Origin of the sequence: Kurthia huakuii LAM0618, from assembly GCF_000505545.1 — a bacterium.
GTDB classification, from domain to species: domain Bacteria; phylum Bacillota; class Bacilli; order Bacillales_A; family Planococcaceae; genus Kurthia; species Kurthia huakuii.
On sequence record NZ_AYTB01000020.1, the window covers coordinates 1 to 26874 of the forward strand.

Genomic DNA, 26874 nt, shown 5'->3' on the forward strand with positions numbered 1-26874 from the left:
AGGTTGGCTATCATGCACGTTTCCAGCTGTTAGTTGAAATAACAATGGGTTGCCTAACGCATCCACAATGGCATGGATTTTCGTTGTTTTTCCGCCACGACTTACACCGATGTGTTGGGCAACTTCGGTATCGATGGCGTTTTTTTTGCCCCCGCACTATGTTGGTGAGCGCGAACGCTTGTTGAATCGATGCTTACGTTTTCAAAATCAGGTTCGATTTGAAGCGCCTGAAAAATCAAAATGAGTGTCCCGTCATTGCGCCATTTACAAAAGCGCGCATATGCCGTTTTCCAAAAGCCATAGCGTTCTGGCAGATCACGCCAAGGTGCGCCACTACGCGCAACCCACAGCATCGCATTGAACATCTCACGGTTACTTCGTTTTGAAGGACGACCGGTTGTGTACGGTGGGAAGAACCCTTCAATTTGTTTCCACTGTTCATCTGTTAATTCGTAACGACTTGGCGCCATTTCATCCACCCCATTTTCTGATTTACACCATTATATCATGGGGTGGAAATAGTTTTTAGACAGAACCTAGTAAACTCACACTTTAATATCTACACCTGGACTATTGTAAGCTTCTGCTATAATTCCAGTTTTTACAGGTTTACCAAAATTCCAGGAAGGATCCTTTTCTTTGACAAAGTCGACAAGACGTTGCGCTTCATTATGAAAGATCTGATCAAGTGTAAAGCTAGCAGAAGGACGTTCAGTTGCTGGTAGTGAATTTAAATAATTCGTTTTGACTTTATTAAAATTGCTTTTTTCATCTAACATACCGCCATAGTTTTCCATACTATCTCGTGCAACTTCAATTAAATCTTGTTTTACTTTGTCAGAAACAGGTACAATCCTTTTCCAATCCAACCTATTAGTTACATTCATTGGATCATTGTCATATGTGCCAGGATAACGGGGCTCACTTTGTGCTTTAGCGTTTTCCTTCATCTGCGCAAATTTTACTGTTTGTTGTAGGTTACTTATTGTTGCGAAATTAATTTGTGGAAAAGTCGAATTCAGTCTCATTTATATTCTCCTCTCATTAAAGAATGAAAATTTTAACATATATACTATATATCGACCATATCAGCTTTAATTTAAATGAAATGGCCCGATTGTAAAAAATAAATAATCACCAATCCAATTTCAGGAGTTCCGCAATAATTTCAGAACTACCAGGTATCAATAAAACCAATGAAACAACAATGAGTAGGACACCAATAACAAATAACAAAATAACTGCCTTAACGGCCACAGATACACCTTTTTTTTGTAAGACCAACAATAACAAGAACAATACCTATCAAAAGCAATATTAACTACCAAAAACCCATAAAACTTCTCCTTTCTTTCTTAAATAAATAGATGATTAAGGTTATAGGATTTTGCAAATATATAAAATAGACCTTTAATCTGGCCCTATTCTTGCACAACTTTGTTCGGTTAATGCACCCAAATGCGCTAATGTGTTAAAAGCAACGACAAGTACACAAGCGAAAAAGCGATTAAAGGATTGGTTAAAACGCGATCAGTTCCACACATGTGGTGTCGTGGCGAAAATCGCCAAAACGGTGATTATACGAGAAGAAGCGATGATTCATACGATCTATTCACCCTTCTCAAACGGCATCATGGAAGGTACAAATAATAAAATCAAACTCATCAAAAGACGTGGATTTGGTTATCGAAACGATGACCATTTTTTCCTTCGATTACGATTGGAAACAGGGCATTGATTTTGTCATCCCCGACTTATGGTGATGAACCTCCCTCAATTTAGACATAAATTGTAATTAAATAGTTCCAAAAAGGCTGTTTTTTTATTTAGGGTATTAACTCATCATTTGTCGATTAAGTAGGGTTAAAAGGCATTTCAGCCACGTTCATCATATGGATCTGTAGATTTTAAACCAATAAAATCTAGTTACGACCAACTTTGCAGCGCAAACTCAATGGAATTACTCGCTCCATATAGCTCATAAATGGACGAATGAATAGGTTATAATGACGAAGCAACGGGGCCTCTCGGACGGGAGGTGGTTTATGGTACTTCTTATTGCGTTACTACTAATTGTTACGCCATTCCTATGTATTCAGATGGAACGTGTAGATGGCAAGCTAAAAGTAACGTCCGTTCACTTCGGTATCAATCGAGATAAAACGGAAAAAGAAAAAGACTCCAATCCGAAAGATTAGAGTCAGAGTCCAAAACCATTTGAGCTGTTACTAGCAGCTTAAGTGTACGACTTCTCACACACTTTATTACTGGAGAGGTACGACACCGAAAGTTGCAACCTTCCAGTGAATACCGTTGTAAAGTCGATGTTAGCGCATCGGCTTTTTCTTATGCCTTCATTATAGCATAGACCCATGACTCTTTCTAATAGGTCGTTTAACACGCGTTCATTTTTATTTTTGCATCATCCAAGCTTCGAACCGCAATTTGTCCCACTTTGCGGCTGTGATTACCTATCCTAAATAGTGTCCATTCATAGTTTTCACTCCCCTTTATTTATTTCAGTACTTATTACTTAAATCAAAATAATTTTAATATAACGCATACAAAAGAGAAATTGGTATTAGTCATACAAAATTGTAGACGTCTACAAAAAGTTGTATAATATATGTAGACGACGGAGGGATAGTATGAAATCAAATGCACAGGTATTAAACCGTATTAAAGGTTTATTGCAGGAACAAGGAAAATCTTATCAAGATTTGAGTAATGATACAGGTATTAGTAAATCTTTGATTGGTCATATGTTATCAGGTGAACGTGTCATGAAGCCAGAGCGTTTAATAACAATTGCAAAAGCTTTGGGTACAGAAGTAAAGGATTTAATCCAAGTGAACGAAACAAATGAACCCTTAGAAATTGTTTTTAGAGGTGAACTAACAAATCGCCAATCGAAGCGCACTTTTGAAGCAGTCCTTTTTGCGATTGAAGATTATGTGACAATGAAGCAGGTGGACTAAATGAATGCACGTGAACAAGCTGAAAAAACTGCTGAAGCCTTTGCTGCTTCTTTTTTAGATGATGTTTATGGTTATGATCTATTTTTAGGTTCTCAAATTGAACGAATTTTAAGTGAAGAAGTGCATTTAGTCTATAAAAATATCGAAGATGGTGCTTTTTTTGGTGCAGCTGTTACACATCAATCAGGCGATAAGTTTGTAGTATTAAATACACATCATCCTTTGCGAACACGCTACTTTACTGCAGCACATGAGCTTTGGCATCTTTCAGAAGCAAGCCAAATGCAAAAAGAAAATTTTGATCATGAACGCGCCGCAGACCGTTTTGCAGCATGTTTAATGTTACCAAAGCCACTTGTAAAGTCTTTATGGAAACGCTTTAAATCAAAGTGGAATGAGGAACAGGCTGTACTTACGATTGCAGATTTATCTGCTGCTCCTTATAAGACAGTTGAGCGTCGAATTATTGAAGTTGGAGAATCAATTAAAGTATCTCATCCCGAGGAAAAGTGGCAACAATTACGAGAACACTATGCTTTACCAGAGTCGCCACTTGATTTAGCGATTCATACTACACAATTTCATGCCTATGAAAAGCAAGTGTTACTACACGTAGAGAATGGTTTAAATCCTTTAACAGCAAGTAATAAACTTGCAAGCTTTGCACCAAATGTTAGCGAAAAACTTCGACAACAGGGTATCACGAATGAATAAACGCCAAGGGAAAGTATTTGTAGACACGAATATTCTTTTACATGCAGATATGTATCAACACGATACTATTTTCGACTGGATTGATGCGCTGTATGAAGAGGTTTATATTCATCAAATGGTATTAGATGAAATCTTAAGTGCCAGTGCACGAAAAAAAGTTTCACAATATATTGATGATGGTCGATGGAAGTTGTTTAATCCAGACGATGAACATTGCTTATCAGATGATTTGTATGCTATTTATGAAGGCTATGTTCATCAGATTAAACAGGCCTTTCGCAAGTTAGATCAGAAAAAGGTGGAACAAGGACGTCATTTAAAAGGAACGAATGATTTAGGGGAAATTCACTGTCTAGCGGCAGCACTTTTATTAAGTGCCACTATTATTTGTAGTAATGATGCAGATATTCAAGAGGTCATTGATGATAATGAACTTGAAGTTTCCTCAGAAGATGAACAATGCAATATAAAATTGACGCAAGACACACTAAAGGACTTTTGTTATTATGTATGTCTACATGAGATTGCTTCAGGTCCAAAAGTACGAAAATTAATGAAAGCTTTTCAAAAAGAAAAATTACATGAATTAGATGCTTTATTAGAAACAATTAACTAGGTTCTGTCTAAAAACTATTTCCACCCCATGATACAATGGTGTAAATCAGAAAATGGGGTGGATGAAATGGCGCCAAGTCGTTACGAATTAACAGATGAACAGTGGAAACAAATTGAAGGGTTCTTCCCACCGTACACAACCGGTCGTCCTTCAAAACGAAGTAACCGTGAGATGTTCAATGCGATGCTGTGGGTTGCGCGTAGTGGCGCACCTTGGCGTGATCTGCCAGAACGCTATGGCTTTTGGAAAACGGCATATGCGCGCTTTTGTAAATGGCGCAATGACGGGACACTCATTTTGATTTTTCAGGCGCTTCAAATCGAACCTGATTTTGAAAACGTAAGCATCGATTCAACAAGCGTTCGCGCTCACCAACATAGTGCGGGGGCAAAAAAAACGCCATCGATACCGAAGTTGCCCAACACATCGGTGTAAGTCGTGGCGGAAAAACAACGAAAATCCATGCCATTGTGGATGCGTTAGGCAACCCATTGTTATTTCAACTAACAGCTGGAAACGTGCATGATAGCCAACCTGCTTGTGATATGTTCGACCAACTTCCAATCGCGGGCAGTAACGTATTAGGTGATAAAGCGTACGGTACAAAGGCGATTCGCGACAAACTGACAAGTAAAGGCGCACATTATACGATTCCACCACGTACGAACGCCAAAGAACCGTGGTCTGTCGATTGGTATCTCTACAAAGAGCGTCACGTAGTCGAATGCTTTTTCAATAAAATCAAACACTTTCGCCGAGTGGCAACCCGTTACGACAAATTAGCCACTTCTTTTTTGGCATTCGTTTATATCGCTGCGATTTTCAAATTGACGCAATAAGGTAGAGTTTTTAGACACGTCCTAATAGCAACCAAAAGCGAGCCTCCCTAATCAACGGTAAGCTCGCTTTGTTCATGCTATCGATTCTTTAATATGCTTTTCACTTTATCAAAATTAACCATCCACAAAATGCTTGCGCTCACATAATAAAAAACGATGATTGGCAATGAAGATTCTAGTGCGTCCCACCATAAATCTTTTTTCATCGCTGTTTTAAGTAGCGTTAGTAGAAGGAGTGAGAGGAGCGGAATCATAATAAAAAAGACCGCGAATAATTTTTTCTCCATATTTAATTCCCCGTTCTAATTTCTTAAATTTGACCCGGCAATTGCTCGCTTATTTCCCTAATTCCTCAAACACCGTCGTATACACATCCTGAATCGCTTTCTTACTTTCATTATCATTGTATAGACCGTATTGTTTGAGATTGCCTTTAAGATAGTAATACGCATACATCTTATCATCCGGCCCGTTATAATTTGCTAACGGCACGCCCGCTACCGGCGGCACATAGCCTTTTGGCGGGTTAATAAATACGAAGGGCGTGTCACTTTTTTTATACAGCTGCCTATACGTTTTCTCGCCCGCTTCCTCCATCTGATCGCGCATAATAAAAACAGCATCGTAGTCCTCAATCTGTTGCAAATCTGCAAAATTGATCGTTGTAAATTCGATAGTTGTTTCACGAACATCTGGCACGTCGCCAATTACCGCTATATGTAATGCCTTGCCTTCATAAGGTGCTGTTTTGGAACATCCTGCGACAAACAGCACTACCATGAATAAAACCCATACCTTTTTCATATCAACACTCCTGTTTTTGGTAAAAATACTCAATTTTTATCATATCATACATTACATGTCTCTAACTTCATTACTTTTAAGGATGTTTTTATGACTTCCATTTCGCCTTTGCGAAAGTCTCCGAACAGTTTCAGAAAATAAGCTCTTGTTTGTAGACAATCTATCATATATAAAAAAAGATGCGTAGAGGCATCTTTTTTAAATACTTCTGCTATAGTCATCATTTCATGTTAAAGTCCATAATAACACACGACTACATGAGGCAACGTAAGCAATTGTGTGCACGTTAGACATAGACGTAAGCGTTTTAACACATCTTCTTTTTCGAAAAATACTTCTTTAAGCGAGACTAAGTCAGCCGGTGAAACTTGTGCTAATTGTTTTTCAGTAAGGTCAGCTAAAAAAGGATAATAAGTCGCTTCCTCTAAATTTTCTAAACAAGCAATCCATTGAAGAAACATTTTCTCTAACATTGGCATCCCATACTCATTAATTAATGACATCCCACAATAATCAATCCCTTTAAAATTAGGCTTTTGATGGCGACAACGCATATTATCTTCAGGAACTGGTACAGGTGTAATCGTTGGCACCTGATAGTAAAGGTCCTCTTCGGCGTTTAGCTGTTCACCTACCCAATCGATAAAATCATTATGGATGCTAATTTCTTTAATAACTATGTCCCTGTCCTCATCGTAAAACACAAATTCATTATAATTCATTGCGACACTCCCTTTAGACAACTACCTCTAAAATATTGTATCATGTAAACTCAAAGGAGGCGCTTATGCAACTTATCACCTTTCACAATTGGCAACTCGCCATCGATTCAAAAGCAACTGCAGCTTTTTACAGCCGCGATTTAGAACAATGTTATTGCGACGATTGCGACAGATACCGCTTGATGATGCAACATCGGTCAAACCCGCTACAGCCACTGTTTCAGCAGCTAGGAATTGATCCTTTAAAGCCGGCGAATCTCTCTTACTTTGACGACCCAACGGAGCCTTTCTATATAGCGGACTATCATTTTGTCGGCCGTATGGTGGACGGCGCACTGTGCACAGATAGCCATTTCACAACGGAAAACACGATGCAATTAAGTAATGTCACAATCGGCTTCTCAGAAGAGCTGACGATGCTTGAAGATGATTTTCCTTCTCCTGTATTACAGCTCACTGTCGTTGTAGCGGTGCCCAAAACGGTGCGTATTCAGGAAATCTCATCGCCGTTTATTACACTCGATTGACGGGAAAAATTGTTCAACAACGAATAAACTGTTTCGTGAATTTGCCGAAAAATTCTCTTTCCCAAATTACTTCGGAAAAAATTGGGCTGCGTTCAATGAATGTCTAAATGATTTAGAATGGCTAGAGGCCGATGAATATGTTTTAATCATCACGAATTTTGAGCATCTATTAGCAAAAAAGCCCAACGAGCGCGACATTTTTTTAGAGATTCTTAAATCGACAATGTATCAGTGGACGTTTCAAATGGATACTTCCTTCCAAGTCATCGTGCGACATAAAAAATAGGAGCTGCCGTAGCAGCTCCTATTTTTTCATCGCTTCATGCTGTTCGTTCAAATAATTTTCGTAGGCTTGTTCTACTTTATCTTTCTTAACCGCTGGCATCACCTGTTTATGAATCGCGTAAACAGCCATACACGCGCGCAAAATAATGGCAATCATCACAACGGATAAAAGATAAATACCAAACGGGCCGAAAAACACGAGTACACTTAATAAGGAAGCGCACAAAATACATAAAAATAATTTCATAACTAGCCACCCTTGTTCACCTAAATGGAATGATACTCACGGAATCGCATCCTATATACAAGCTTACCTGAAAAGGCAATAAATAACAACACGAAGACCATTGTCATCATTTTTAGTGAACTAGAGGCGAAGAAAGCGAGCGCGAGAGCTAAAAAAACAACGGCGCATATGCCTACTGACATAGCGGAGCGGCTACAAATGAACACGATAACACCAGCGCATAGGAATGCGACTATCATATACAGTGGATTCGTTTTGAGCGAATAGTAAAAGTAATCGGCAACGACAATTTCTTTTCCCGTTTGAATATCGATACCGAGCTGATTCGTTAGCGGTGTCGAGCTCCCCCAAGACAGGGAATCTTCGATAATGCCACTCCCTTCATACCACGAAATGAACAGCATGATGACTAAAATAACCGCCGACGTAGTGACTGTCACAAAGCGGCTCATCCTGTAAAATACCGTCCGATAATTTTTGGAATGCCAAAGACAATTTGTGAAATCGTCAGCGAATTTTCAGCGGTACTAAACAAATCCCATTTGTCGTCCTTCCCCATCGGAAATGGCTTCACAATATCGCCTTGTACGGGCTTTAATTGATACTGAAATTGAATACGAATTGACGTAGCTGTTTCAAAATGCGGGCTATTCATCACTTGGAAATGAATGTGAGGCTCAGAAGAATTTCCAGAGTTCCCGCACTGCGCGAGTACTTGCCCCTCTCGTACTTCATCGCCCTCTTTGACGACAAGTGAGTCCTGCTTCAAATGCGCGATCATACTATACTCTTCATGCCCATGGGCGATAATCACATAATTTCCCGCTGCATTTTGCGCATCCATGTCACCCGGCACATTATCTTGAAAGCCATCAATCGCTTTCACAACTTTCCCGTAAAACGGCGCGACAATTTCTTTTCCAAATGCGAAATAATCCTCATTCAGACGACCCTCTCCGTCGTAAGTGGCATCCTGCTCTGTGCACACTAAATCATACGCATAGCGCTGATTTTCATACGCATAGTGGTAGTTTTCAAGCTCATTTGTGCCACCCCAAAATACGAGCCATTCGTCACAAATCGGCATACGGTAGCGATTTTGCGTCCATTGCTCATCCATATCATCAGTAATATACGGTTTCAACGCAAAACTCGTAATTTGCTTTTGCGCATCATACGCAAGCTGAATCGACTTTTCCTCGCGGTCATCAACCCACATCGCATAGGTTAATCCGCACCACTCTTTTTCAAATAATTTGTTCATTGACGTTATGCCAAGCTGATATGTATAACACCCTTGCTGAAAATCTTCGAAACTGACAAATTGCTGAAACTCATAGGTCGTCGCCTTGTAAATCAGCGCAAAATCCCCCTCAACAAAATGTCTCCCTAATTCATCCAAATTTACTGTCCGCATCTAACATCCTCCTATTTATTTCAATGTACCTATATACTTTACGAATATAACCAAAAAAAGTTTCAAAGAATATGCTAGTAGCAATACCACTCAATTCTTTATTTTCTTTATCTGTATGTCTCGGCACTGAATGATAATCGTTGTTTCTGAAAACAAGTAAATTTCATGCTGCCATGTCTTTTTAGTAAGCGGTAAAATTTCATCATATCCCCAATCAGCAAGACCTCGTTTTCCTCCAAAAACAATCTTTTTAGATTTTCCACCATATGTATTTCGTTTAATATCGTAATCCATGAAAAATTTTCGCACATTCAACCACTCGATTTGATAAGTGCCTCCCTCATATTGCTCAATGACCATCCGAATAGTCGTCGGATCTTTTTTCTTACGGTCGCTATAATTTAAAATTTCTAAGGAACGTACTTCACCATCATGAAAAGAATGCTTACGTAGAAACTTCCTCGTTTTCTTATTAAACTGCGGCAATATCTCTCTCAATTGTTTCGAATACCCTAAAACATCCCAGTGATCATCATCAACAAAATACTTCATCCCATCACTCCTTCTCCCCATATGCAGTCTTTGAACAAACCCCGACAACCTTTTCCATTATCTTCTATATTTATGATATCATATGTAACAAGGAGGTGTCATAATGCGTTTTACATCAAAAAAAGATTGGTGGATGGGTCTTATCATCTGGGCAACGATTCTTTTTTCGGGTTGCGTGATCTACGAAATCATCCTAACAGATTTTAGCTTTATCACCTTCTTGCTACTACTTTTTACGATGATTTTTTGCCTGTTCGTTTGGTTCCATACAACGTATACCATCACTGAAGACACACTTCTCATCTCTTACGGCCCCATCAAACAAAAAATACCCTTACACTCTATGACCTCTATTCGTCAAACAACGGCCATTTTCACAGCACCCGCACTTTCTCGGCACCGCGTCGAAATTAATTATGGTTTTTATGAATCCGTACAAGTGTCACCAAAAGACATGGAGCGCTTTATAGCAGAACTTGAGAAACGTGTGGATGGCATCAGAACGATTAATTTATAGGTATTTTACATTAAAAATTAACTTTATACCTATTTAAGTGTTATGATATCCCTATACATATGGAGGGATGACAATGGGCAACATTAAAAAAATGGGTGGTTTTCTCGGAAAAGCACTTGGCACTGTGACAGGAGAACCGATTAAATTTATTGGTAAGAAGTTTGAAAATGAATACATACAAGAAATTGGCGAAGGGGTGAAACAAGCCTCTAATAGTACCGGGCATCTGGCTGGCAGTTTGGCAGAGGGGGCTTGGAACACTTCTTCTGGCCTAATTAACAAAGACGAAGCGAAGCGCGAGGAAGGTTTACGCGAATTAAAAGGCACCGCTACGCAAACGGCTAAAGGCATTGGTAATACAATTAAACAAACGGCTGTGAATGGGAAAGATGTGCTTGAAGGCGCGGCATTACAAGATAAAAATCAAGTGATGAAGGGTTTAAAAGGCATCGGCAAAACGATTGCGGTAACTACAATCGCAGTTGGTATTGCAGACGGGCTCGACATTATTGGTGATGACGGAGCGCAAGCAGCAACGATTGAAACACGCAATGATGGTTTAGCTGGCGAAACGCATTTAGAGACCGGCGTTCCATTTGAGACCGAAGCAGTGACCTTACCAAATGGTGACGTTGTAGAAGGCGTTTTCCCGCAGTTTGATAGCACTTACAATTTCCAACTGGAGCCTTCTATGTATTTAGAAAGTGATAATGCGCAGTTTACAGCGGCAAACATGGCACTTAATGAACAAGTTTCAGCAGATTCCAGTTTAGCGCAGCAATTTACAGGCGACCAGCTTGCGCAAATTCGCATGGGCGAGACACCTGATGGTTACACATGGCATCATGCGCAGCACCCAGGTGAGTTGCAACTTGTCGACGAGCAAATTCATGCCGATACCGGACATACTGGCGGCCGCGAGCTTTGGGGCGGCGGTAGTGAATATCGATAGGAAAGTTATTAAATGTTCCACTAGGCACTATTTAAATTAGCCATCTTAGTAAATCTTAAAAATTAAGGAGGGTTATCCATGAAAAAACTTTGTATCATCGCAGCAACTACTGCTGCTCTACTATTACCAACAACTACTGCTTCTGCAGCAATCAGCACAAAAGCTTATCAACCGTCAACAAGTTACTCACAATATTTTTATAAGGAATATGATAAAAAAGGCAATCAGCTTCATATTTGGCGTGACAAATTAGTAAAAACCGGTCCAATGAAGGGCGCTTGGCAAGATTTAACGCAAGGTGATATTTACACCGATTATTCTTATGACAAAAAATACGGACTGACAGCAGCGGGTGGCTCCAAACATAATTTCGAATATGGTAGCTTCAAATTTTGGGACCTACTTCCGCCTACTGTTCGTAAAAACCAAACTGGAAAATTACAAGGGAGCGATTTTAGCGAGAATCCGTACAAAATTCTTTCTACAAAAGCAACGGTCAAAACACAAAATGGCACGTATAAAAATGCGATTAAAATTTGGGAGAAGCGATACGGTGAAAATACCATTTCCTACTATGTAAAAAATCGCGGAAAAGTCAAAACACAAACCCTTTATCAAGGTGAATATAAAACAACATATGTACTTTATAAAATCAAAAAATAAGAACCTGCCGCCGTTATGGTGGTAGGTTCTTATTTTTTCGTGCGAAATCATTTTAAAAATTCTACTAGTTAGAACAGGAATAGACTTTATACACTATTCTTTCCATTTGGTGATGCAGCTACTATTCTTCACGACCAATCCACTTGGTAATGTTTTTTTAAAGTTTCCCGCAAAAAAGCCTGTGGGATTACTATTACCATCTCCATCACGATACGTCTTAGAAATATACGTTTTATACTTCGCTGATGCTTCCAACTTGTGACCTGGCACATCTACAAATAGCGCACTCACCCCTACTGCCATTGCTACAGCTAACAACCACTTTTTCATCAAATCACTCCCTATCCATGCGCCCAGCCAGTCTTACAATTAAAGCTGCCAATTCGATACCATGTTCCAGACATTTTTCCGTACACTTCATAATAGCCATCTTTGTTCCACACATGTGATTTTTTAAAATAATATGAATTACCATCCGCATAGTCTTTTGCATATTTAATGGCTTCCTTTTTAATACCTGGTGTCCAGTTGTATGGATTTTTAAATTTCAAATTACCTTGTTTGATATAACCCTTTTTATTTTTGTACGTCACTTTGTAAAATCCAAATTGTTCTGCACTTGATAAATTCTCTTGGTCCCAGCCATACGCCTCGCCACCAATTACTTTCACTGCTTGTCCTTTTGGAATCGTGTATAGCACTTTATACGATGTCCCTGCTTTCTGATAAACCTTCACCTTCTTAAACGTTGTGGCCTTGTCATACGCCGCTGCTGAAGCTTCTTTTGGTAGTAAACTAAGCAGCATGCAGGCCATGACGATCACTGTTAATAATTTCTTCATATCCCTCTCCCCTTTCATACAAAAGAATAATTTACCCACGGAAAATTGTATATCACTTATTTGCTACATCACAAAATGGCGTTGGCGCTCAACAATCGCTCGTGTCATTTTCAAGCCCTTCTCAAAAAATAGCTCTCAGCTTTTAGCTATCACCTCAAGAAGCGTGTTTTGGATACAACATAGTTGAGAATAAGTGCCAAACAAGGACCATGAACGCATGAAAAAATCACCATTTAGTAAACATCGTGCAGGTGCTGTCAACAAAAATTTTTATTTACGACGAAAAAAGCACATCATTACTATTTTTAATATCTTGATTTTGCCCTTTTTCGCCCAAAATGGGACAAAAGCGGTCGATTTTGAAGCTCTGAGGGGCATTTTCCGCACGTAATTTCTCGTCAAAAATCCGCCGTTGTCATTTATTCAAAAAACGACAAGTCGCAGCGAAAGATCAGCGACTTCGTAAAATTTGTGTGTGGAAACGGCCCGTAATCAAAAAAAAATCGCCTAAATCGACGCTCTAACGGGCATTTTTTGTCCGCTTTTTGCACGGTTGCATTACAAAAATAGCGTAACTATCGCCACACATCTAGCACTTATTTGACAAAATGACAGCTAGAAGCAAATGATTAACTTTTTCGCAAGGCTATTTTCTTAGTGCTGGCGCATATTAAAATTTATGTTGTATCCAAAACACGCTGCTAGAGCTTTTGAGCGATTTCTGACAGCATGTTTCAATACGGAACTTCTTAGGCCAATATAAGTCTTATTCATAACGGCATTGATTCAATGTTACTACGTATTACGTTTATTTCTGCGCTCATCGCCACTTCACTGACGGTGTTTACCTCACATGCAAAGCACCAAAGACAGCATGCTTAGTAGCGATTTGCTGCCAAATATAACTTTGTGAAGATCAATGGCTTAACTCGACTGTCTGATACCGGCGAAACGATGTATCATATTGGCGATTGTAACGGTGTTACTCAATATGTACTGTTTGTGAAAAATACAGGACTAGTTTAATGGAAATGGGGAATTACATATGAAACACGCCATTTTTTTTGATATGGACGGCACATTGTTTCAAACAAATACAATTTTAGCGCCTGCACTCGAGGCAACGTTTACACATTTACGAAGCGAGGGACTTTGGAAAGGTGACACACCCCTGCAGCTTTATCGCGACATCATGGGTGTCCCTCTTCCCGTTGTATGGGAAAAACTATGTCCCATGCATTCACTAGAAACGCGCGAAGCAAGCAATACCTTTTTTCAGCAAGCGTTAATTAATGAAATTCAACGTGGCACCGGTACACTTTATGATGGTGTCGAGGAAGCGCTCGTGCTACTAAGTAAAAAATGGCCGCTCTATATTGCGAGTAATGGACAAACTTCCTATTTAAATGCGATTGTCGATCACTTTGCATTGGATCGCTTTATAGAAAAAGTATATAGTATTGACTGTGTTCGCTCTGGCAATAAGTCCGAGCTTATCGCGATTGCACTAAAAGAACAGCGCATTACGTCCGGCTTTGTTGTCGGGGACCGTGCCTCGGATATTAACGCAGCAAGCGACAATGGATTGATATCGATTGGCGTGCGTTTTGACTTTGCACAGGAGCATGAGCTTGAAAAAGCACATTATATTGTGTCACATTTTGACAAAATCATGTCAATCATTTTAAAATAAACAAAAGGCGGTATCATGAACTGTTTTAATAAAGGTTTCTACTGTTCAACGAAACTTTTTTGCGGTACAATCGTCCTTTAATATGTTTTTTCATAATAGTAAATAAAGCAGGTGAAACCGTATGTTGAAAGACAAAAAATTCTCACTAAATCACTTTGCGGGAATTTATTTAGTAGCCGTACTCTTGCTTTGGATTAAAACGTATATTGTCCAAATTACACAATTTAATCTTGAAGTAAAAGGCGTACTACAACATTTCTTATTATTCATTAACCCATTAGGCGCGGTTATGCTGTTGTTAGCAATCTCGTTCCTATTTAAAAAAGACACGCGTAAATTGACTGCTTTGGTTGTCATTTACACATTGCTGACAATCTTATTGTTCGCAAACGCCGTGTATTATCGCTTCTTTAGCGATTTTATTACGCTACCAACTGTTACACAAACACAAAACTTTGGTGATTTAGGTGGCAGTGTCTTATCTCTATTACGTGTCACAGACATTTTATACTTTGTCGACGTAGCATTCTTAATTTACTTACGTGTAAAGAAAAAGGATGTATTAATTGGTAACCAACGTATTTCTACAAGAAAAGGCAGTACATTAGTAACAGCGGCGTTAGCTGTTTCGCTGTTCAACTTAGCGTTAGCAGAAATGGACCGCCCACAATTATTATCGCGTGGTTTCGACCGTTCATATATCGTTAAATACTTAGGTATGTATAACTACACGTTGTATGATTCACTTGAAACCGCACAAGCGTCGTCACAGCGCGCGCTTGCAGATAGTAATGATATTTCGGAAGTACTAAACTATACGCGCTCTAATTACGCAGCACCAAATGAAGATTACTTTGGCGCCGCAAAAGATATGAACGTCGTATACTTACACTTAGAGTCATTCCAAACGTTTTTATTAGACTACAAAATTAACGGTGAAGAAGTAACACCTTTCTTAAACGACTTAACAAAAAATAATGAAACGTTGTTTTTCGATAACTTCTTCCACCAAACAGGTCAAGGTAAAACGTCAGATGCCGAATTTATGTTAGAAAACTCATTATTTGGCTTACCACAAGGTTCTGCATTTATTACAAAAGGCCAAAACACGTACCAAGCAGCACCAAATATTTTAAAAGATAATGGCTACACATCTGCGGTATTCCACGGCAACAACGGTAGTTTCTGGAACCGTAACGTCATTTACAAACAATTTGGTTACGATCATTTCTATGATGCAAGCTACTATGATACGTCGTCATCAAAAGATATGGCAGAATACGGTTTACTTGATAAACCATTCTTCACGCAATCACGTCCGATGTTAAATGACTTACCTGAGCCTTTCTATACGAAGTTAATTACAGTAGGCAACCACTTCCCGTATAAAATGGACCAAGATTTAGTATCGATTGACAAAGAAACAACGGGTGATGCAAGTGTCGATGATTACTTCCAGACAGCTCGTTACCTAGATGAATCAGTAAAACAATTCTTCAAACAGCTTGAAGAAGATGGTCTTGCTGATAACACAATGGTCGTGCTTTACGGAGATCACTATGGTATTTCTAGTAACCATAATAAAGCAATGTCACAAATCATCGATAAAGAAATTACACCATATGAAAATATGGGCTTACAACGTGTGCCATTATTCATCCATGTTCCAGGAATGGAAGGCGGCATAAAACACACGTATGGTGGTCAAATTGACATGCTACCAACAATTCTGCACCTACTTGGTGTTGATACACAAAAATATGTACAATTAGGCACAGACTTATTATCAAAAGACCACGAAGAAGTTGTCCCATTCCGTAATGGTGACTTCGCAAGTCCATCTGTCTTCTCAGTAGATGAAAAAGTTTATGATAATAAAACAGGTGAACAACTAGATCCAACAAATGAAAAGGATTTAGCACGTATTGAAAAAGCGAAAGAAACGAGCGCCGAAGTCAGCAAAGAATTAGGTATCTCTGATAAAATTGTCAACGGTGACTTACTACGCTTCTACACACCACAAGGTTTTAAAGCAGAAGACCCTATTAACATTGATTACACAAATCCAGATCCAAACGCGACTGGAAAATAACGAAAAACCGCCCCTTTTAAGGAGCGGTTTTTTTTATGCACTATCAGTTGGTAAGCCCGAAATATAAAAAAACGCGCACCTTAACGGTACGCACAGCAAATAGCCGATTAGTCGAATGATTTTTGACTAAGTCGGCTATTTATTTTCTACAAGTGGCCTGAATATCTTCGGACCATGGTAGATAACGCTCTAAAATTTCTGGTTGCTGCTGAAAAGGCAGGTTCGGTAAATCTGTCATCAATTTCACCAAGTATTGATAGAAATCAATGCCATTGGCTTTAGCAGTTTCAGCAAGACTTAAACAAATGGCATTTGAATGAGCGCCTGCTTCACTGACAGAAAACAGCCAATTTTTTCGACCAATCACATTTGGACGAATCGCATTTTCTGCAGCGTTATTATCAATGGCTATATAGCCATTATCAAGGAATCGTTTTAATGCAACTTTACGATTCAATGTGTAGTCAGCAGCTTTAGCAAGTGCATTTTTTCCGAAGAACGGCGAACGATCCACCCATTCAAAAAATTCATCTACAATCGGTTTGGATTCTTGCTGACGAATTTTCACACGTTCTTCCGGTGAAAGATGCTTGATCTTACGCTCAATATGAAATAACTGATCGCAATATTGCACGCCTTTTCGACCATTGTTACTATCAGCCTTTAACCAATAGCGGCGGACATGGGCCCAACAGTTAGCGAACTGAACATCAGGCAAATGATTATAAGCTGAATAGCCATCACAAATGACGGTGCCCTTGAACCCTTGAATGAAATCTTCTAAGGTCGCACGACCACGAGACAATGCACTCTTAAACAAAATAATCACTGGGCCTTCACTTTGAACACTGCGAGCTACCCAGTTATAAGCATTTGATTGTGCTGGTCTTCCATCGGAACGCTTAAGAATTTGCGCAAAGGTTTCATCAATATGTAAAACGGATTTTGCTATTAAACGCTTTTTCATCAATTCGTACACTGGTTGCAGCCAATCTGTTGCTACACGTATTACCCAATTGGATAAATTTTTATCGTTTGTTAATAAGCCATGTCTTGACCATTCATTTACTTGACGGTAAAGTGGCAAATATTGCGCAAACTTATCATAAATAAGCTTTGCCAAAACAGTAGGCCCTGCAATACTTCTTTGAATTGCACCTTTTGGTGCTTGGCCGCGTTTAATTTGAGATTTTTTCAAAGAATCATTTTTACATAATCGACACTCATAGACATGCTCAAAGTACTGTACACGTTTTAGTGTAGCTGGTATAAATTTTGCTTCTTCTCTAACTAAGACAGAGCTAAATTCGACCATTGGTTCATGACAACAATCGCAAGATGAATCATTTGGATGATAATGAACTTCTTCAATTTCTATATGCTCTCCAAATGAATCATTACGTTTTTTATTTGTCTTTTTACGATTAACCGTATAACTAATTGTTTCGGTGCTTTTTTCTTCTGTCTGCTCAGATTCGTTAAAAGACGGATCATCCTCAAATAAAGAACCTTGCCCATCGGGCACTTGGTACTTTGATTTTTCTGATTTGGAACCGTATAAAGCTTTTGTTAATTGACGGACTTGTTCAGTCAACGCTTCAATTTGTTTAAACGATTGATCTAATTTCTGTGTTAATTCTTCATTCTGTCTGTTCGAGTGCGCTAGTTGAGTTTCTAAAAGTTGTATAATCCGTTCATTGTTCATAGAAGCGTTTTCCAAATCATTCACCACATTTCGTTCGGTATGTTGTGGATAATTATACCATTTTATACAAAGTAATTAAAAGACACCTTTTAAAGATTTTGTAATCGCCTTTGGCTGTTGTATAGATAACCCCTCTAATAGCCAGCGCAATTCTTGCTGCGAAAGGTTACGGACTTGTTGCTCATTTTTCGGCCATTGCAGACGACCTTGATCTAACCGCTTGTACAGTAAAGCAAAACCATCGCCATCAAAATAAAGACATTTATAGCGATCTTTGCTTGTACCCGAAAATAAAAAAATAGCATCGCTATATGGATCCAATTCGAATGAATCCTGAACTAAGGCCGCCAGGCCATCAATTCCTTTCCGCATATCCGTTCTGCCACAGACAATATAAATATTTTTTACCTTTGTGAAATCTGTTTTCATTTCAACACCAATCCTTTCAATACGGTTTGGACAAGGTGTGCATCTACGCCATTGAAGAAAGAGATTTCAACTGCTGCTGTTTTAATCACACAGGTTGGCTCGATTTTTTGTTGAGGCGAGGATCCCGGAGGGAGTTCTAAAGGGAGAGGATCTAAATGAACGGGGACGATAATTGGTTTGTTCGTAGACATAATAAAAGCACCTCCATTGATTGATACATTTATCGTATCGGAGATGCCTACAAGATTATATGCGTTATTTGATTACGGGCTTACATCAGTTGTAGCATTTTGCTCATCTTCCGTTAATATTTTTCGTCAATAACTTGCTGTAGGCGCCCTTCATAAAACGTATACAAATCTTCATGATCGAGTAGTTTAAAAATATTCAATGCTTTCCGGCTAAGCTCAATTCCTGCTTTATCGCCGTCTAAAACCATTCGTAGCCCTGTATAATATTTAATCATTGTCTGCTCAAAAAATCGATTTTGTTCACTATATAGCTCTTTCGACACCATTAAAAAGATATCGGTTTTTTGATAATCTTTTATTTTAATGCTCTCGCTACTAAGTTTTCCGATAATATCATCGCCGTTTCTTCTGGAAATAAATACAAAAAATTATTGAATAGCACTAATTCATAATAAGACCATTCAATAGATAGTTCATTTGAAATAATTGGAAATAAATAAAATTTGACAAGATAATTATTTTTGTGATAATATTAAAAATTTGATTAAAAAACTAATGGATGTTAAGGTTAAGAAAGTAGTTATTGAATAGGGGTGGATGATTTGTTTAAAGTTGGTCAAAATATTATGTATGCAACACAAGGCGCTGGAATCATTACAGGAATAGAAGAACGAGAGTTTTCTGGTGAAATTCATCGATATTATGTTATTGGTATGGTAGTTAATCGTATGCAATTACTTATACCTGTAGATAAAATGGTAGATGCACCTATAAGGTCGATTACAAACATTAAAGCATTGAGAAGTATACTTGATGCTTTTACGCATGGTCAATCAGATCCCATAACTTCTTGGAAAGAACGTTATAATACAAATACAAATAAAATTAAAACAGGGGATTTAAAAGCCTGTGTAGAAGTTGTACGTGATCTAACTCGTATGAAAGCAAAGAAAAAACTTAATGCCAGTGAAAAAGATATGCTTGCTCAAGCCCAAAAAATTATGATGAGTGAAATCAATCTTATTGAAGGGATTACACCAGAACAACTTGAAAGCTTTTATTAAATTAATCATTTCTATCCATTAGCAGAAAATAGCTTACAACTAAAAAAAGAGTAGAGATGTCCAAGGGAACTGACCTAAAGAATTGAGACAACATAAAAAGAGAAAGACACTTTCAAGGTATAAAAACGTTGGAGGTGTTTTTTGATGGGCAAAAAACAAGTAGATTCGTATGAAACCAAAATAAAAGCGATTGAAATGAAGGGCTATCTCCTGATTGCCTGCTTCATAGCGACCAAGAATCGGTGTATACTTCGCATGAATAGCAGCAAGCGGTCAAAAAAAAGGCGTTATCATGAGCATGTCCCGTAAAGGCACGCCCGCTAATAACGCCATCATTGGAACATTCCACGCCAGCTTAAAGTGTGAAACGTTTTATATTGAAGGGCTTTTAAGAACAACAAATGACGTTGTCGTTCAAACCGTTTAAGCATACATCAACTACTATAATCATACTCGAATTTTGGCAACGTTAAACCACCTTTCTCCAGTTATATACCGAAAAAAGATGGTGAAACAAGAATTTGACGGCGACTCCTAGGGGAAAAGCATGCGCAGAAGACCCCGCAGAGAGCTTGCGAGTGAGGAGGCATCGGCCGTGCCCTAGGAAAGTGTCCGTCAAATTTAGCTAAAAAGAAGTGTCTTTTTCACTGTCCCATTTTTGTGGGTCAATTCCTTTTTAATCTTTGTTTGCCGACGATGAAGTTTTAGTTTATAAATGGTTTTCAAAATGTCCCCAAAAACAATGTATTAAATGTCGCTAATTTTATATTTCGTCTATGTTTTAGAATCGTTGTAATAATAAATTTTGTTAGTACGTTAAAGCCGTCGTCCATTTCCTATGTCGAAGCGGCTTTAATTTATTTATTAATTAGTTAATAAATTAACTAATTAATTATACCGCATTTAAAATAATATGATCCTCGACATCTACTACCTGTTTAATTTCAACATAATATTTTTCTGTACGCTTTAGCTCATGTAAGTCAATTCCTCGATTGCCAGAAATTTTTTGCGCTTTTACAATAATTTGCCCTTGCTCATTTTTCACTCGGACCCACACTGGCTGCTCTGATGCATTGACTAATTCCTTTTTACTAAACAGTAATGGATATTCTAAATACGTCTTACTAGCAATGCCATTTTCAGAAAATGATACCGCTGTCCATGTTTCAGTATTTCCAGCGGCAATGGCAGTTGACATTGGAAAGAAAAAGTCATTGAGCACGCCAACATCTCGAATAACTTGCATAGTTATCATACTTAAAAGACACGTCGTCAGGATTGCGATAATCACTTGCGTATACCGTTTTTTATTAATGCGTTTAAATGGCGCGCGCGCTTTCTTCACATCTATCGGTGCGGGCGCTATGTAATGCTCTGCTGTCATAAACTGCGCGAGCTGCTGGCACTGTTGACACTGTTCTAAATGCCGCATCACTTCTTTCGCTGTTTCCTCATGACACACGTCATCTATATATAATGGTAAAAGATCTTCAATAATTTCACACTTCATACGCCTTCATCCTTTCTGCTAATTTACATTTGGCACGATAATACGTTACCCTCGCCCAATTTTCATTTTTTTCAAAAATCTGCGCAATCTCTCGAAAACTCATTTCTAGTGTAATGCGCAGTAAAAAAACTTCTCGATACGGTTCGCCTAAGCTATCTATTTCTAGTTGAATTTCCTTTGTCGTCTGTTGACGCAAAAAAGTTGTTTCAGGTAACGCCTGCTGTGAATCAAATTCCACACCAAGTTGGGTCAATTGCTCGATACTATCATGTTGGCGATATTTTGCTTTTTTCAAATAATCATAGTAGCAATGTTTCGCAATTTGGCATAGCCAGACCGTCATTTTACATTGACCATTGTAGCGGCGAATCGATTTTACAGCTTGGTAAAACGTTTCCTGCGTTAGCTCTTCTGCTAAATCTTCATTCCTCGTTAAACACATTAAAAATGCTTTGATTTCATTGGCGTAACTTTGATAAATTTCTTGCAAATCGTTCACTTCATTCCCCCTTCACTCTATATATAGAATGAACATTCATTTCGTTACACCATTTAATAAAAAAAGCGTTTCATTTTTAAAAATGAAACGACTTACTTGTTGTTAGCTGCTAATAATTCTGTTCCAATGGCTCCAATAATTGTCACAGCTAACGGTCCAACCATCCAAAAAAGCGAATCCTCGAAAAATGTAAATCGCCAATCTAAAAAGCGGTTGCCGAACGCCGCAAAAATTTTTACGATGAGCATTACCGCCCCGATTAGAAAAAGGATGTTAAAGAAGGCTTTTAATGCTGGCAATTTTGTGGTGTTGTTCATCGTACGCATTCCCCCTAAATTTACTTATTAATTAGTTAATCAATTAACTAATTAATTTTCATAAATGCGACAAACTTTTTCACCTCTTCAGACATAATTTTCGTAATCAACATAGTCTGAGATGTTGGTAAAGAAATATGATTCGCTTCAATAATACATACGGTCTTTTGTGCAAGCTCCTGCTGAATCATCGACTGCGGTAAATAAGCTCGTGCCACTTCAAAACAAGAAGTGACTTTTCATAGTTTGTGCTACAATAAGCGAGTCATTCTAATGAAGGGAGCACCATTTTGATTTCTAGAGAAAAACTTGAACAACAGCAAATTTATCATTATTTTATCGCACTTTTTCTTGGTGCAGCACTTGGCCTATTTTCACCAACTATCGGCGCCACATTCGATAGCATGATTTCGATTACATTAGCTTTTTTAATGTATAGCATGTTTTCACAAATTCCATTCACGTCACTCCAGCAATCCTTTGCCAATAAACGCTTTCTCGCGGCACTGTTAACAACAAATTTTGTTATCGTCCCGATTGTTGTATGGCTCTTAACGCGATTATTACCCGACAATCCAGCGATGTTATTAGGCGTTTTTCTTGTGTTACTCACACCTTGTATTGACTATGTGATTGTTTTTACGGCACTTGGTCGTGGCGATGAAAAGTTAATGCTACTATCAACGCCGATTTTATTTATCGTGCAAATGCTGCTACTATCGTTCTATTTAACATTTTTTATCGGTGAGCATACGGCGGCAATTGTTGAAATTGGACCATTTGTTGAAACTTTTTTAACGATTATCTTATTGCCACTCACCATTTCAATCGTGCTACAACTGTTCGTTACGAAAAGGCATACTGCTGAAAAAATCATTGGCGCATCAGCCTGGTTACCTGTGCCACTCATGGCATTAACCTTGTTCATCATTGTGGCATCACAAATAACAAAAGTCATTGATTATACAGAGGATATTTTAGTCGTTATCCCGATTTACGTATTATTTATGCTTATCATGCCCTGGCTCGCGAAAATAGTCGCCAAGTTGTTCCGATTAAATGTTGCTACGGGGCGCACATTAATTTTTAGTAGCTTCACGCGAAATTCGCTCGTCGTTTTACCGTTAGCACTTGCACTTCCAAGCTCGATTAATACATTGGTGGCTGCGATTATTGTGACGCAAACGATTGTCGAAATTATAATGGAACTCCTCTATATTCGGATCGTTCCTGAAATGATTTTGCGCGATTATTAAAAAAACAGAGCATGTGCCTACTACGACATATGCTCTGTTTTTAATTGTAATTCATGTAGTGCTGTAACCAACTGTTGCTCCTTAAATTCCATTGTTAACTCGTAAAATCTACCGTTATCATATTTCTCCAACTATCATCACCCCAATTTTTTTAAAATAGCTGCTACTACAGGCTGCAATGGCTGTAAAATTCCTCGTTCATTTGCAGCATCGACCATCGATAGCTGCGCAACTGCCGCACATGCTGGTGCATTGTGTAACGCTGCCATTACTACATCGTCATATGCTTCTTTGTTCCCTGCCATCAATAACTCAAACGCCTCACGTATAATAACGATGTCAACAGGTTGCGATACAAATTGCTTTAAGCGTTTCATCGTGCCTTCAACAGTATGCGGATTCGTAAAAAATAATGTAATGGGCGATTGCTGTTTTTGAAGTACTTCAAAAAATGGTACGTCAATTGCCACAACAGGAATCGATACGACTTCATCGATCAACGCAATATAATTTGTACATGTCACAAGCAATACATCGGGTTTTGTTGAGGCAATCCATTCAAGCTGCGCTGCCACATGTTTTTTCGCTACCTCTAGTTGCGATTGTTGCACATGAAACATCACACCCGGATCGACAAAATGTTGTAATTGTACAGACTGCTGTTTAAAAGCTTGTTCGATATAATCAATATTAGAATGATGTGCATGTAAGCATGCAATTGTTTTCATCTATATCCCTCCATAAATTAATCAATTTACAAATTAACTAATTAATTATTATAACGAAAAAAGAAGCTATCGTATACATTACGTGATAGCTTCTGTTAATTTACATATTAATTGATTAATCGTTTAATTAATTAACTAATTAATTTGGCATTTCGGTAGTAGCTTATTCGCGAACCATAACCTTCTCTCCATGAATATCAAGCTCTCCATTAAAGTGGAATCCCAATTTTTCGTATAAATGAATCGCAAATGTATTGTCATCATACACACTTAATTGAACTACCCCCACCTACTCGCTCCACGCGTTGAGGAGGGTGTCTTCTGCGAAAAAATGATAAATTAACTAATTAATTTAAAAAAGCCTACAACACTGAGTCACTCAGCATTGTAGGCTTCATTCACATATTATTTTGTAAAATCAATAACCATACGGCCTGTGATTTTACCTTGTTCCATTTCCTCAAAAATATCATTAATATCTTCAAGTGGACGAAGCGCAACTTTCGGTACAACTTTACCTTCTGCTGCAAATTGGAATGCTTCTTGTAAATCTTGACGTGTACCAACTAATGAACCGACTACTTGGATACCATCTAGTACAAGACGTGGAATATCTAAATCCATTTTATCGACTGGTAAGCCAACTGCTACAACGCGTGCACCAGCTTTTACGACATCGATAGCTTGGTTAAATGGTGTTTTTGCAACTGCTGTAATAACCGTTGCATCTAAACCTTTACCACCTGTTAATTCTTTCGCTTTTTCACTCGGATCTTCATTTAATGAATTGACCGTCGCGTCTGCACCAAGCTCTTTTGCGAAAGCTAATTTTTCGTCGCTAATGTCAAATGCAACAACTTTAGCGCCAAACACGTTTTTCGCATATTGTACGGCTAAGTTTCCTAAGCCCCCGATACCAAATACGCCAATCCATTGACCAGGGCGAATTTGTGATTCTTTTACTGCTTTATATGTTGTAACCCCTGCGCACGTCACTGATGACGCTGCCGCAGGATCTAAATTATCTGGTACTTTTACTGCATAGTCGGCTTTTACAATAACTTCTTCGGCCATTGCACCGTCTACCGTATAACCCGCATTTTTTACATCGCGGCATAATGTTTCGCGACCTGTTGTACAATACTCACAGTGTCCACAACTTTCGAACATCCATGCGACAGATACACGGTCGCCGACTTTTAACGATTCAACACCTTCGCCAACTTCGATTACTTTACCAACGCCTTCGTGTCCAAGTACGACACCTGTTACGTCACCAAAATCTGCATTTTTAACATGTAAATCGGTGTGGCAAACGCCACAATATTCTGTTTTTACAAGTGCTTCTCCATGTTCTAACGGACGTAATTGCTTGTCCTCAATGTTAACTGATTTATCACTCGTTACGATTGCTGCTTTCATCTAAAAATTTCTCCTTTCGTTGTGGGGAATATTTTTTGGTGAAACATAGAACGATAGTTACTATCATTCATGGCTTCATGATACTAAATTTGTAATATTTTAGTCAATCAAAAGATATGTTTTTCATATTTTTTTACGGTAAAAAAGGATAAACGCTTACTTTGATACATTGAGAAAAAAGAATACAAGGGAATTTTGTATGTATATTAAAATTTATTATGAATATTGAACTATTCTACACATTCACAATTTTACAGCCTGCATTAATTAAAAAAAGAGAAATCACATTACATGCGATTTCTCCTTTACATGAAGCTTTCGTTCATTTAACTTATTGAAAACAGATGCTAACACTTGCTGGAACAACATGCCAAATACAACGGGCATTGCCACTTTAGCAGGGAAATACGTCGTAGCAATAATGACACCAACCGCGATATTACGCATACCTGCTGTAAATAAGAAAGTGGTCGCAATCGTGCGGTCTTTCCAAACGATGTAACCGATAATAAACGCAAATAAATAGCCTGAAACCGCCAGGACAAATACCATCGCAATAACATAAGCAAGCTCACTATTTATATTTTTTAAATACGGCGCAATCGCACTACTATTAATCATAATGACCCCGAATAAACAAAGTTTCGACAACGGCGCTAACGTTGCACCAAATCTGTGCTGTACTTCGCCTTTTGATAATTCATTGAGCACCATACCAAGTATCGATGGCAATACAATCATCCAAATTAAATCGGTAATCAGTCCCGCGGTATCGATTTGAATCGTTTCGCCAACAAATACATGTAATAAGGCTGGCATAACAATTGGCGCTAATAACGTATCAATTAAAATAATAGCTAAACAAAGTGGAATATTTCCTCGGCCAATCGTCACCCAAATGACACTTGTCACACCTGTTGGAACGGCAACAGATAAAATGAAACCAATCGTCAATAAATGATCGTCAAAAATCCATTGCGATAAAAAGTACGCCCATAGTGGCATCATAATATGTAAGAATGCAATCGTAAATAAAATCGTTTTTGGATAGTTCACAAAAACTTTCACATCGCGAAAGCTCATTTTCAATCCACTAACAAACGTCATAAATGCAAATAACCATGCTACTAAAAATAATAAATGCTGTCCTACTTCTTCGAACAATACACCAATAATTAAACTAAGCGGTGTTAAAAGAGGCATCCATCGCTGTATAAAGCGATTTAAATTATTTAACATATGTATTCCTTCTTTCATCGAATAACAAAAAACCGCGACAAAGCGCGATTT

General features: G+C 38.3%; 38 protein-coding genes and 2 pseudogenes. 17 read left to right on the forward strand and 23 right to left on the reverse strand.

Features of this window, described 5'->3' with window-relative positions; genetic code table 11:
* Both V514_RS0116770 and V514_RS19400 read right to left on the reverse strand, forming a co-directional pair.
* Window positions 1–470: pseudogene (locus V514_RS0116770) on the reverse strand (IS5 family transposase); the annotation flags it as partial.
* Window positions 471–545: 75 nt separating this feature from the next.
* Window positions 546–1028 (reverse strand): DUF3879 family protein, encoded by a 483-nt coding sequence (locus V514_RS19400; RefSeq protein ID WP_029501007.1) that lies wholly within the window; start codon window positions 1026–1028, stop codon window positions 546–548.
* Between the two features lie 440 nt (window positions 1029–1468).
* Here V514_RS19400 and V514_RS0116785 point away from each other — a divergent pair, with 440 nt between their 5' ends.
* From V514_RS0116785 to V514_RS20115, 6 genes are all read left to right on the forward strand, one after another.
* A complete protein-coding gene (locus V514_RS0116785; protein ID WP_029501003.1) occupies window positions 1469–1738 on the forward strand; it encodes a transposase in 270 nt (89 codons plus the stop codon).
* A gap of 307 nt (window positions 1739–2045) precedes the next feature.
* Window positions 2046–2198, forward strand: coding sequence for a hypothetical protein (locus V514_RS20465; RefSeq protein WP_161630215.1), 153 nt, complete (start codon window positions 2046–2048; stop codon window positions 2196–2198).
* A gap of 450 nt (window positions 2199–2648) precedes the next feature.
* Complete coding sequence (locus V514_RS0116795) at window positions 2649–2978, forward strand: helix-turn-helix domain-containing protein (RefSeq protein WP_029501004.1); 330 nt, start codon at window positions 2649–2651, stop codon at window positions 2976–2978.
* On the forward strand, window positions 2979–3692 hold the full coding sequence (locus tag V514_RS0116800; protein ID WP_029501005.1) for an ImmA/IrrE family metallo-endopeptidase: 714 nt from the start codon (window positions 2979–2981) through the stop codon (window positions 3690–3692). It begins immediately after the preceding gene.
* Window positions 3685–4308, forward strand: coding sequence for a PIN domain-containing protein (locus tag V514_RS0116805; protein WP_029501006.1), 624 nt, complete (start codon window positions 3685–3687; stop codon window positions 4306–4308). The genes V514_RS0116800 and V514_RS0116805 overlap by 8 nt, the downstream gene beginning before the upstream one ends.
* 66 nt (window positions 4309–4374) lie before the next feature.
* Window positions 4375–5147, forward strand: a protein-coding gene (locus V514_RS20115) for an IS5 family transposase (protein WP_152528980.1) whose coding sequence is annotated in 2 segments (ribosomal slippage) — window positions 4375–4690 and window positions 4690–5147 — 774 coding nt in all. Because the reading frame shifts where the segments join, the coding sequence is not laid out codon by codon here.
* A gap of 77 nt (window positions 5148–5224) precedes the next feature.
* On the opposite strand, the gene V514_RS0116820 is transcribed toward V514_RS20115, so the two are convergent.
* The 3 genes from V514_RS0116820 to V514_RS0116830 all read right to left on the reverse strand — a co-directional run bounded on the left by V514_RS0116820 (window position 5225) and on the right by V514_RS0116830 (window position 6673).
* A complete protein-coding gene (locus tag V514_RS0116820) occupies window positions 5225–5434 on the reverse strand; it encodes a hypothetical protein (protein WP_029501008.1) in 210 nt (69 codons plus the stop codon).
* Between the two features lie 49 nt (window positions 5435–5483).
* On the reverse strand, window positions 5484–5951 hold the full coding sequence (locus V514_RS0116825) for a hypothetical protein (RefSeq protein WP_029501009.1): 468 nt from the start codon (window positions 5949–5951) through the stop codon (window positions 5484–5486).
* Window positions 5952–6181: 230 nt separating this feature from the next.
* Window positions 6182–6673: a hypothetical protein gene (locus V514_RS0116830; RefSeq protein WP_029501010.1), complete on the reverse strand. Its 492-nt coding sequence runs from the start codon at window positions 6671–6673 to the stop codon at window positions 6182–6184.
* Between the two features lie 65 nt (window positions 6674–6738).
* Between V514_RS0116830 and V514_RS0116835 the strand changes: the two genes are divergently transcribed.
* Window positions 6739–7200, forward strand: a complete 462-nt coding sequence (locus V514_RS0116835) for a hypothetical protein (protein WP_029501011.1) — start codon at window positions 6739–6741, stop codon at window positions 7198–7200.
* Between the two features lie 28 nt (window positions 7201–7228).
* Window positions 7229–7486, forward strand: coding sequence for a barstar family protein (locus V514_RS20940; protein ID WP_407636660.1), 258 nt, complete (start codon window positions 7229–7231; stop codon window positions 7484–7486).
* A gap of 18 nt (window positions 7487–7504) precedes the next feature.
* Here V514_RS20940 and V514_RS0116840 read toward each other — a convergent pair whose 3' ends face one another.
* From V514_RS0116840 to V514_RS0116855, 4 genes are all read right to left on the reverse strand, one after another.
* On the reverse strand, window positions 7505–7732 hold the full coding sequence (locus V514_RS0116840; protein ID WP_029501012.1) for a hypothetical protein: 228 nt from the start codon (window positions 7730–7732) through the stop codon (window positions 7505–7507).
* A 20-nt stretch (window positions 7733–7752) separates the two neighbouring features.
* Window positions 7753–8172, reverse strand: a complete 420-nt coding sequence (locus V514_RS0116845; protein ID WP_029501013.1) for a DUF4306 domain-containing protein — start codon at window positions 8170–8172, stop codon at window positions 7753–7755.
* Window positions 8173–8180: 8 nt separating this feature from the next.
* Window positions 8181–9149: a M23 family metallopeptidase gene (locus V514_RS0116850; protein ID WP_029501014.1), complete on the reverse strand. Its 969-nt coding sequence runs from the start codon at window positions 9147–9149 to the stop codon at window positions 8181–8183.
* Between the two features lie 90 nt (window positions 9150–9239).
* Window positions 9240–9701 (reverse strand): hypothetical protein, encoded by a 462-nt coding sequence (locus tag V514_RS0116855; RefSeq protein ID WP_029501015.1) that lies wholly within the window; start codon window positions 9699–9701, stop codon window positions 9240–9242.
* 103 nt (window positions 9702–9804) lie between these two features.
* Here V514_RS0116855 and V514_RS0116860 point away from each other — a divergent pair, with 103 nt between their 5' ends.
* The 3 genes from V514_RS0116860 to V514_RS0116875 all read left to right on the forward strand — a co-directional run bounded on the left by V514_RS0116860 (window position 9805) and on the right by V514_RS0116875 (window position 11833).
* On the forward strand, window positions 9805–10218 hold the full coding sequence (locus V514_RS0116860; protein WP_029501016.1) for a PH domain-containing protein: 414 nt from the start codon (window positions 9805–9807) through the stop codon (window positions 10216–10218).
* Between the two features lie 73 nt (window positions 10219–10291).
* Entirely contained in the window at window positions 10292–11170 is an 879-nt protein-coding gene (locus V514_RS19850; RefSeq protein WP_051392498.1) for an HNH endonuclease, read from the forward strand.
* 78 nt (window positions 11171–11248) lie between these two features.
* Window positions 11249–11833, forward strand: coding sequence for a hypothetical protein (locus tag V514_RS0116875; RefSeq protein WP_029501017.1), 585 nt, complete (start codon window positions 11249–11251; stop codon window positions 11831–11833).
* 93 nt (window positions 11834–11926) lie between these two features.
* On the opposite strand, the gene V514_RS0116880 is transcribed toward V514_RS0116875, so the two are convergent.
* The gene (locus V514_RS0116880; protein WP_029501018.1) at window positions 11927–12163 is read right to left on the reverse strand and encodes a hypothetical protein; all 237 of its coding nucleotides are present in this window, start codon (window positions 12161–12163) and stop codon (window positions 11927–11929) included.
* Between the two features lie 11 nt (window positions 12164–12174).
* The gene (locus V514_RS0116885) at window positions 12175–12675 is read right to left on the reverse strand and encodes an SH3 domain-containing protein (protein ID WP_029501019.1); all 501 of its coding nucleotides are present in this window, start codon (window positions 12673–12675) and stop codon (window positions 12175–12177) included.
* A 217-nt stretch (window positions 12676–12892) separates the two neighbouring features.
* Here V514_RS0116885 and V514_RS20470 point away from each other — a divergent pair, with 217 nt between their 5' ends.
* The 3 genes from V514_RS20470 to V514_RS0116895 all read left to right on the forward strand — a co-directional run bounded on the left by V514_RS20470 (window position 12893) and on the right by V514_RS0116895 (window position 16460).
* Entirely contained in the window at window positions 12893–13066 is a 174-nt protein-coding gene (locus V514_RS20470) for a hypothetical protein (protein ID WP_161630216.1), read from the forward strand.
* 654 nt (window positions 13067–13720) lie between these two features.
* Window positions 13721–14368 carry an HAD hydrolase-like protein gene (locus tag V514_RS0116890; protein WP_029501020.1) on the forward strand — a complete coding sequence of 216 codons (648 nt, stop codon included), beginning with the start codon at window positions 13721–13723 and terminating at the stop codon, window positions 14366–14368.
* A 121-nt stretch (window positions 14369–14489) separates the two neighbouring features.
* The gene (locus V514_RS0116895; protein ID WP_029501021.1) at window positions 14490–16460 is read left to right on the forward strand and encodes an LTA synthase family protein; all 1971 of its coding nucleotides are present in this window, start codon (window positions 14490–14492) and stop codon (window positions 16458–16460) included.
* A gap of 139 nt (window positions 16461–16599) precedes the next feature.
* On the opposite strand, the gene tnpC is transcribed toward V514_RS0116895, so the two are convergent.
* The 4 genes from tnpC to V514_RS0116915 all read right to left on the reverse strand — a co-directional run bounded on the left by tnpC (window position 16600) and on the right by V514_RS0116915 (window position 19201).
* A complete protein-coding gene (tnpC, locus tag V514_RS0116900) occupies window positions 16600–18180 on the reverse strand; it encodes an IS66 family transposase (protein ID WP_029499883.1) in 1581 nt (526 codons plus the stop codon).
* Window positions 18181–18240: 60 nt separating this feature from the next.
* Window positions 18241–18594, reverse strand: coding sequence for an IS66 family insertion sequence element accessory protein TnpB (gene tnpB / locus V514_RS0116905; RefSeq protein ID WP_029499882.1), 354 nt, complete (start codon window positions 18592–18594; stop codon window positions 18241–18243).
* On the reverse strand, window positions 18591–18785 hold the full coding sequence (locus tag V514_RS0116910; RefSeq protein WP_029497974.1) for a hypothetical protein: 195 nt from the start codon (window positions 18783–18785) through the stop codon (window positions 18591–18593). The genes tnpB and V514_RS0116910 overlap by 4 nt, the downstream gene beginning before the upstream one ends.
* Before the next feature lie 113 nt (window positions 18786–18898).
* A complete protein-coding gene (locus V514_RS0116915) occupies window positions 18899–19201 on the reverse strand; it encodes an Rgg family transcriptional regulator (RefSeq protein WP_152529003.1) in 303 nt (100 codons plus the stop codon).
* Window positions 19202–19378: 177 nt separating this feature from the next.
* On the opposite strand from V514_RS0116915, the gene V514_RS0116920 reads away from it, so the two are divergent.
* Both V514_RS0116920 and V514_RS20945 read left to right on the forward strand, forming a co-directional pair.
* Complete coding sequence (locus V514_RS0116920) at window positions 19379–19849, forward strand: CarD family transcriptional regulator (RefSeq protein WP_407636659.1); 471 nt, start codon at window positions 19379–19381, stop codon at window positions 19847–19849.
* A 433-nt stretch (window positions 19850–20282) separates the two neighbouring features.
* Window positions 20283–20387: an IS3 family transposase gene (locus tag V514_RS20945; RefSeq protein ID WP_081715099.1), complete on the forward strand. Its 105-nt coding sequence runs from the start codon at window positions 20283–20285 to the stop codon at window positions 20385–20387.
* 354 nt (window positions 20388–20741) lie between these two features.
* Here the strand turns inward: V514_RS20945 and V514_RS0116930 are convergent, their stop codons facing one another.
* The 4 genes from V514_RS0116930 to V514_RS20475 form a co-directional block, all read right to left on the reverse strand.
* Complete coding sequence (locus V514_RS0116930; RefSeq protein ID WP_029501024.1) at window positions 20742–21362, reverse strand: zf-HC2 domain-containing protein; 621 nt, start codon at window positions 21360–21362, stop codon at window positions 20742–20744.
* Complete coding sequence (locus tag V514_RS0116935; RefSeq protein ID WP_029501025.1) at window positions 21352–21861, reverse strand: RNA polymerase sigma factor; 510 nt, start codon at window positions 21859–21861, stop codon at window positions 21352–21354. Before V514_RS0116935 ends, V514_RS0116930 begins: the two co-directional genes overlap by 11 nt.
* 92 nt (window positions 21862–21953) lie before the next feature.
* Entirely contained in the window at window positions 21954–22178 is a 225-nt protein-coding gene (locus V514_RS0116940) for a hypothetical protein (protein ID WP_029501026.1), read from the reverse strand.
* 47 nt (window positions 22179–22225) lie between these two features.
* Window positions 22226–22396, reverse strand: a complete 171-nt coding sequence (locus tag V514_RS20475; RefSeq protein ID WP_161630217.1) for a hypothetical protein — start codon at window positions 22394–22396, stop codon at window positions 22226–22228.
* Between the two features lie 72 nt (window positions 22397–22468).
* Here V514_RS20475 and V514_RS0116950 point away from each other — a divergent pair, with 72 nt between their 5' ends.
* Window positions 22469–23434: an arsenic resistance protein gene (locus V514_RS0116950; protein WP_029501027.1), complete on the forward strand. Its 966-nt coding sequence runs from the start codon at window positions 22469–22471 to the stop codon at window positions 23432–23434.
* Between the two features lie 137 nt (window positions 23435–23571).
* Here the strand turns inward: V514_RS0116950 and V514_RS0116955 are convergent, their stop codons facing one another.
* From V514_RS0116955 to V514_RS0116970, 4 genes and pseudogenes are all read right to left on the reverse strand, one after another.
* The gene (locus V514_RS0116955) at window positions 23572–24162 is read right to left on the reverse strand and encodes a hypothetical protein (protein ID WP_029501028.1); all 591 of its coding nucleotides are present in this window, start codon (window positions 24160–24162) and stop codon (window positions 23572–23574) included.
* Between the two features lie 163 nt (window positions 24163–24325).
* Window positions 24326–24442, reverse strand: a pseudogene (locus V514_RS20705) (GNAT family N-acetyltransferase); the annotation flags it as partial.
* 125 nt (window positions 24443–24567) lie between these two features.
* Complete coding sequence (adhP, locus tag V514_RS0116965) at window positions 24568–25584, reverse strand: alcohol dehydrogenase AdhP (protein ID WP_029501029.1); 1017 nt, start codon at window positions 25582–25584, stop codon at window positions 24568–24570.
* A gap of 282 nt (window positions 25585–25866) precedes the next feature.
* Entirely contained in the window at window positions 25867–26823 is a 957-nt protein-coding gene (locus V514_RS0116970) for a bile acid:sodium symporter family protein (RefSeq protein WP_029501030.1), read from the reverse strand.
* Between the last annotated feature and the right edge of the window lie 51 nt (window positions 26824–26874).

Bases quoted from the DNA above. Each gene is read 5' to 3' on its own strand.
- V514_RS19400 (WP_029501007.1), bottom strand. From the start codon at position 1,028: ATGAGACTGAATTCGACTTTTCCACAAATTAATTTCGCAACAATAAGT.
- V514_RS20465 (WP_161630215.1), top strand. From the start codon at position 2,046: ATGGTACTTCTTATTGCGTTACTACTAATTGTTACGCCATTCCTATGT.
- V514_RS0116795 (WP_029501004.1), top strand. From the start codon at position 2,649: ATGAAATCAAATGCACAGGTATTAAACCGTATTAAAGGTTTATTGCAG.
- V514_RS0116800 (WP_029501005.1), top strand. From the start codon at position 2,979: ATGAATGCACGTGAACAAGCTGAAAAAACTGCTGAAGCCTTTGCTGCT.
- V514_RS0116805 (WP_029501006.1), top strand. From the start codon at position 3,685: ATGAATAAACGCCAAGGGAAAGTATTTGTAGACACGAATATTCTTTTA.
- V514_RS0116820 (WP_029501008.1), bottom strand. From the start codon at position 5,434: ATGGAGAAAAAATTATTCGCGGTCTTTTTTATTATGATTCCGCTCCTC.
- V514_RS0116825 (WP_029501009.1), bottom strand. From the start codon at position 5,951: ATGAAAAAGGTATGGGTTTTATTCATGGTAGTGCTGTTTGTCGCAGGA.
- V514_RS0116830 (WP_029501010.1), bottom strand. From the start codon at position 6,673: ATGAATTATAATGAATTTGTGTTTTACGATGAGGACAGGGACATAGTT.
- V514_RS0116835 (WP_029501011.1), top strand. From the start codon at position 6,739: ATGCAACTTATCACCTTTCACAATTGGCAACTCGCCATCGATTCAAAA.
- V514_RS0116840 (WP_029501012.1), bottom strand. From the start codon at position 7,732: ATGAAATTATTTTTATGTATTTTGTGCGCTTCCTTATTAAGTGTACTC.
- V514_RS0116850 (WP_029501014.1), bottom strand. From the start codon at position 9,149: ATGCGGACAGTAAATTTGGATGAATTAGGGAGACATTTTGTTGAGGGG.
- V514_RS0116855 (WP_029501015.1), bottom strand. From the start codon at position 9,701: ATGAAGTATTTTGTTGATGATGATCACTGGGATGTTTTAGGGTATTCG.
- V514_RS0116860 (WP_029501016.1), top strand. From the start codon at position 9,805: ATGCGTTTTACATCAAAAAAAGATTGGTGGATGGGTCTTATCATCTGG.
- V514_RS19850 (WP_051392498.1), top strand. From the start codon at position 10,292: ATGGGCAACATTAAAAAAATGGGTGGTTTTCTCGGAAAAGCACTTGGC.
- V514_RS0116875 (WP_029501017.1), top strand. From the start codon at position 11,249: ATGAAAAAACTTTGTATCATCGCAGCAACTACTGCTGCTCTACTATTA.
- V514_RS0116880 (WP_029501018.1), bottom strand. From the start codon at position 12,163: ATGAAAAAGTGGTTGTTAGCTGTAGCAATGGCAGTAGGGGTGAGTGCG.
- V514_RS0116885 (WP_029501019.1), bottom strand. From the start codon at position 12,675: ATGAAGAAATTATTAACAGTGATCGTCATGGCCTGCATGCTGCTTAGT.
- V514_RS20470 (WP_161630216.1), top strand. From the start codon at position 12,893: ATGAAAAAATCACCATTTAGTAAACATCGTGCAGGTGCTGTCAACAAA.
- V514_RS0116890 (WP_029501020.1), top strand. From the start codon at position 13,721: ATGAAACACGCCATTTTTTTTGATATGGACGGCACATTGTTTCAAACA.
- V514_RS0116895 (WP_029501021.1), top strand. From the start codon at position 14,490: ATGTTGAAAGACAAAAAATTCTCACTAAATCACTTTGCGGGAATTTAT.
- tnpB (WP_029499882.1), bottom strand. From the start codon at position 18,594: ATGAAAACAGATTTCACAAAGGTAAAAAATATTTATATTGTCTGTGGC.
- V514_RS0116910 (WP_029497974.1), bottom strand. From the start codon at position 18,785: ATGTCTACGAACAAACCAATTATCGTCCCCGTTCATTTAGATCCTCTC.
- V514_RS0116930 (WP_029501024.1), bottom strand. From the start codon at position 21,362: ATGAAGTGTGAAATTATTGAAGATCTTTTACCATTATATATAGATGAC.
- V514_RS0116940 (WP_029501026.1), bottom strand. From the start codon at position 22,178: ATGAACAACACCACAAAATTGCCAGCATTAAAAGCCTTCTTTAACATC.
- V514_RS0116955 (WP_029501028.1), bottom strand. From the start codon at position 24,162: ATGAAAACAATTGCATGCTTACATGCACATCATTCTAATATTGATTAT.
- adhP (WP_029501029.1), bottom strand. From the start codon at position 25,584: ATGAAAGCAGCAATCGTAACGAGTGATAAATCAGTTAACATTGAGGAC.
- V514_RS0116970 (WP_029501030.1), bottom strand. From the start codon at position 26,823: ATGTTAAATAATTTAAATCGCTTTATACAGCGATGGATGCCTCTTTTA.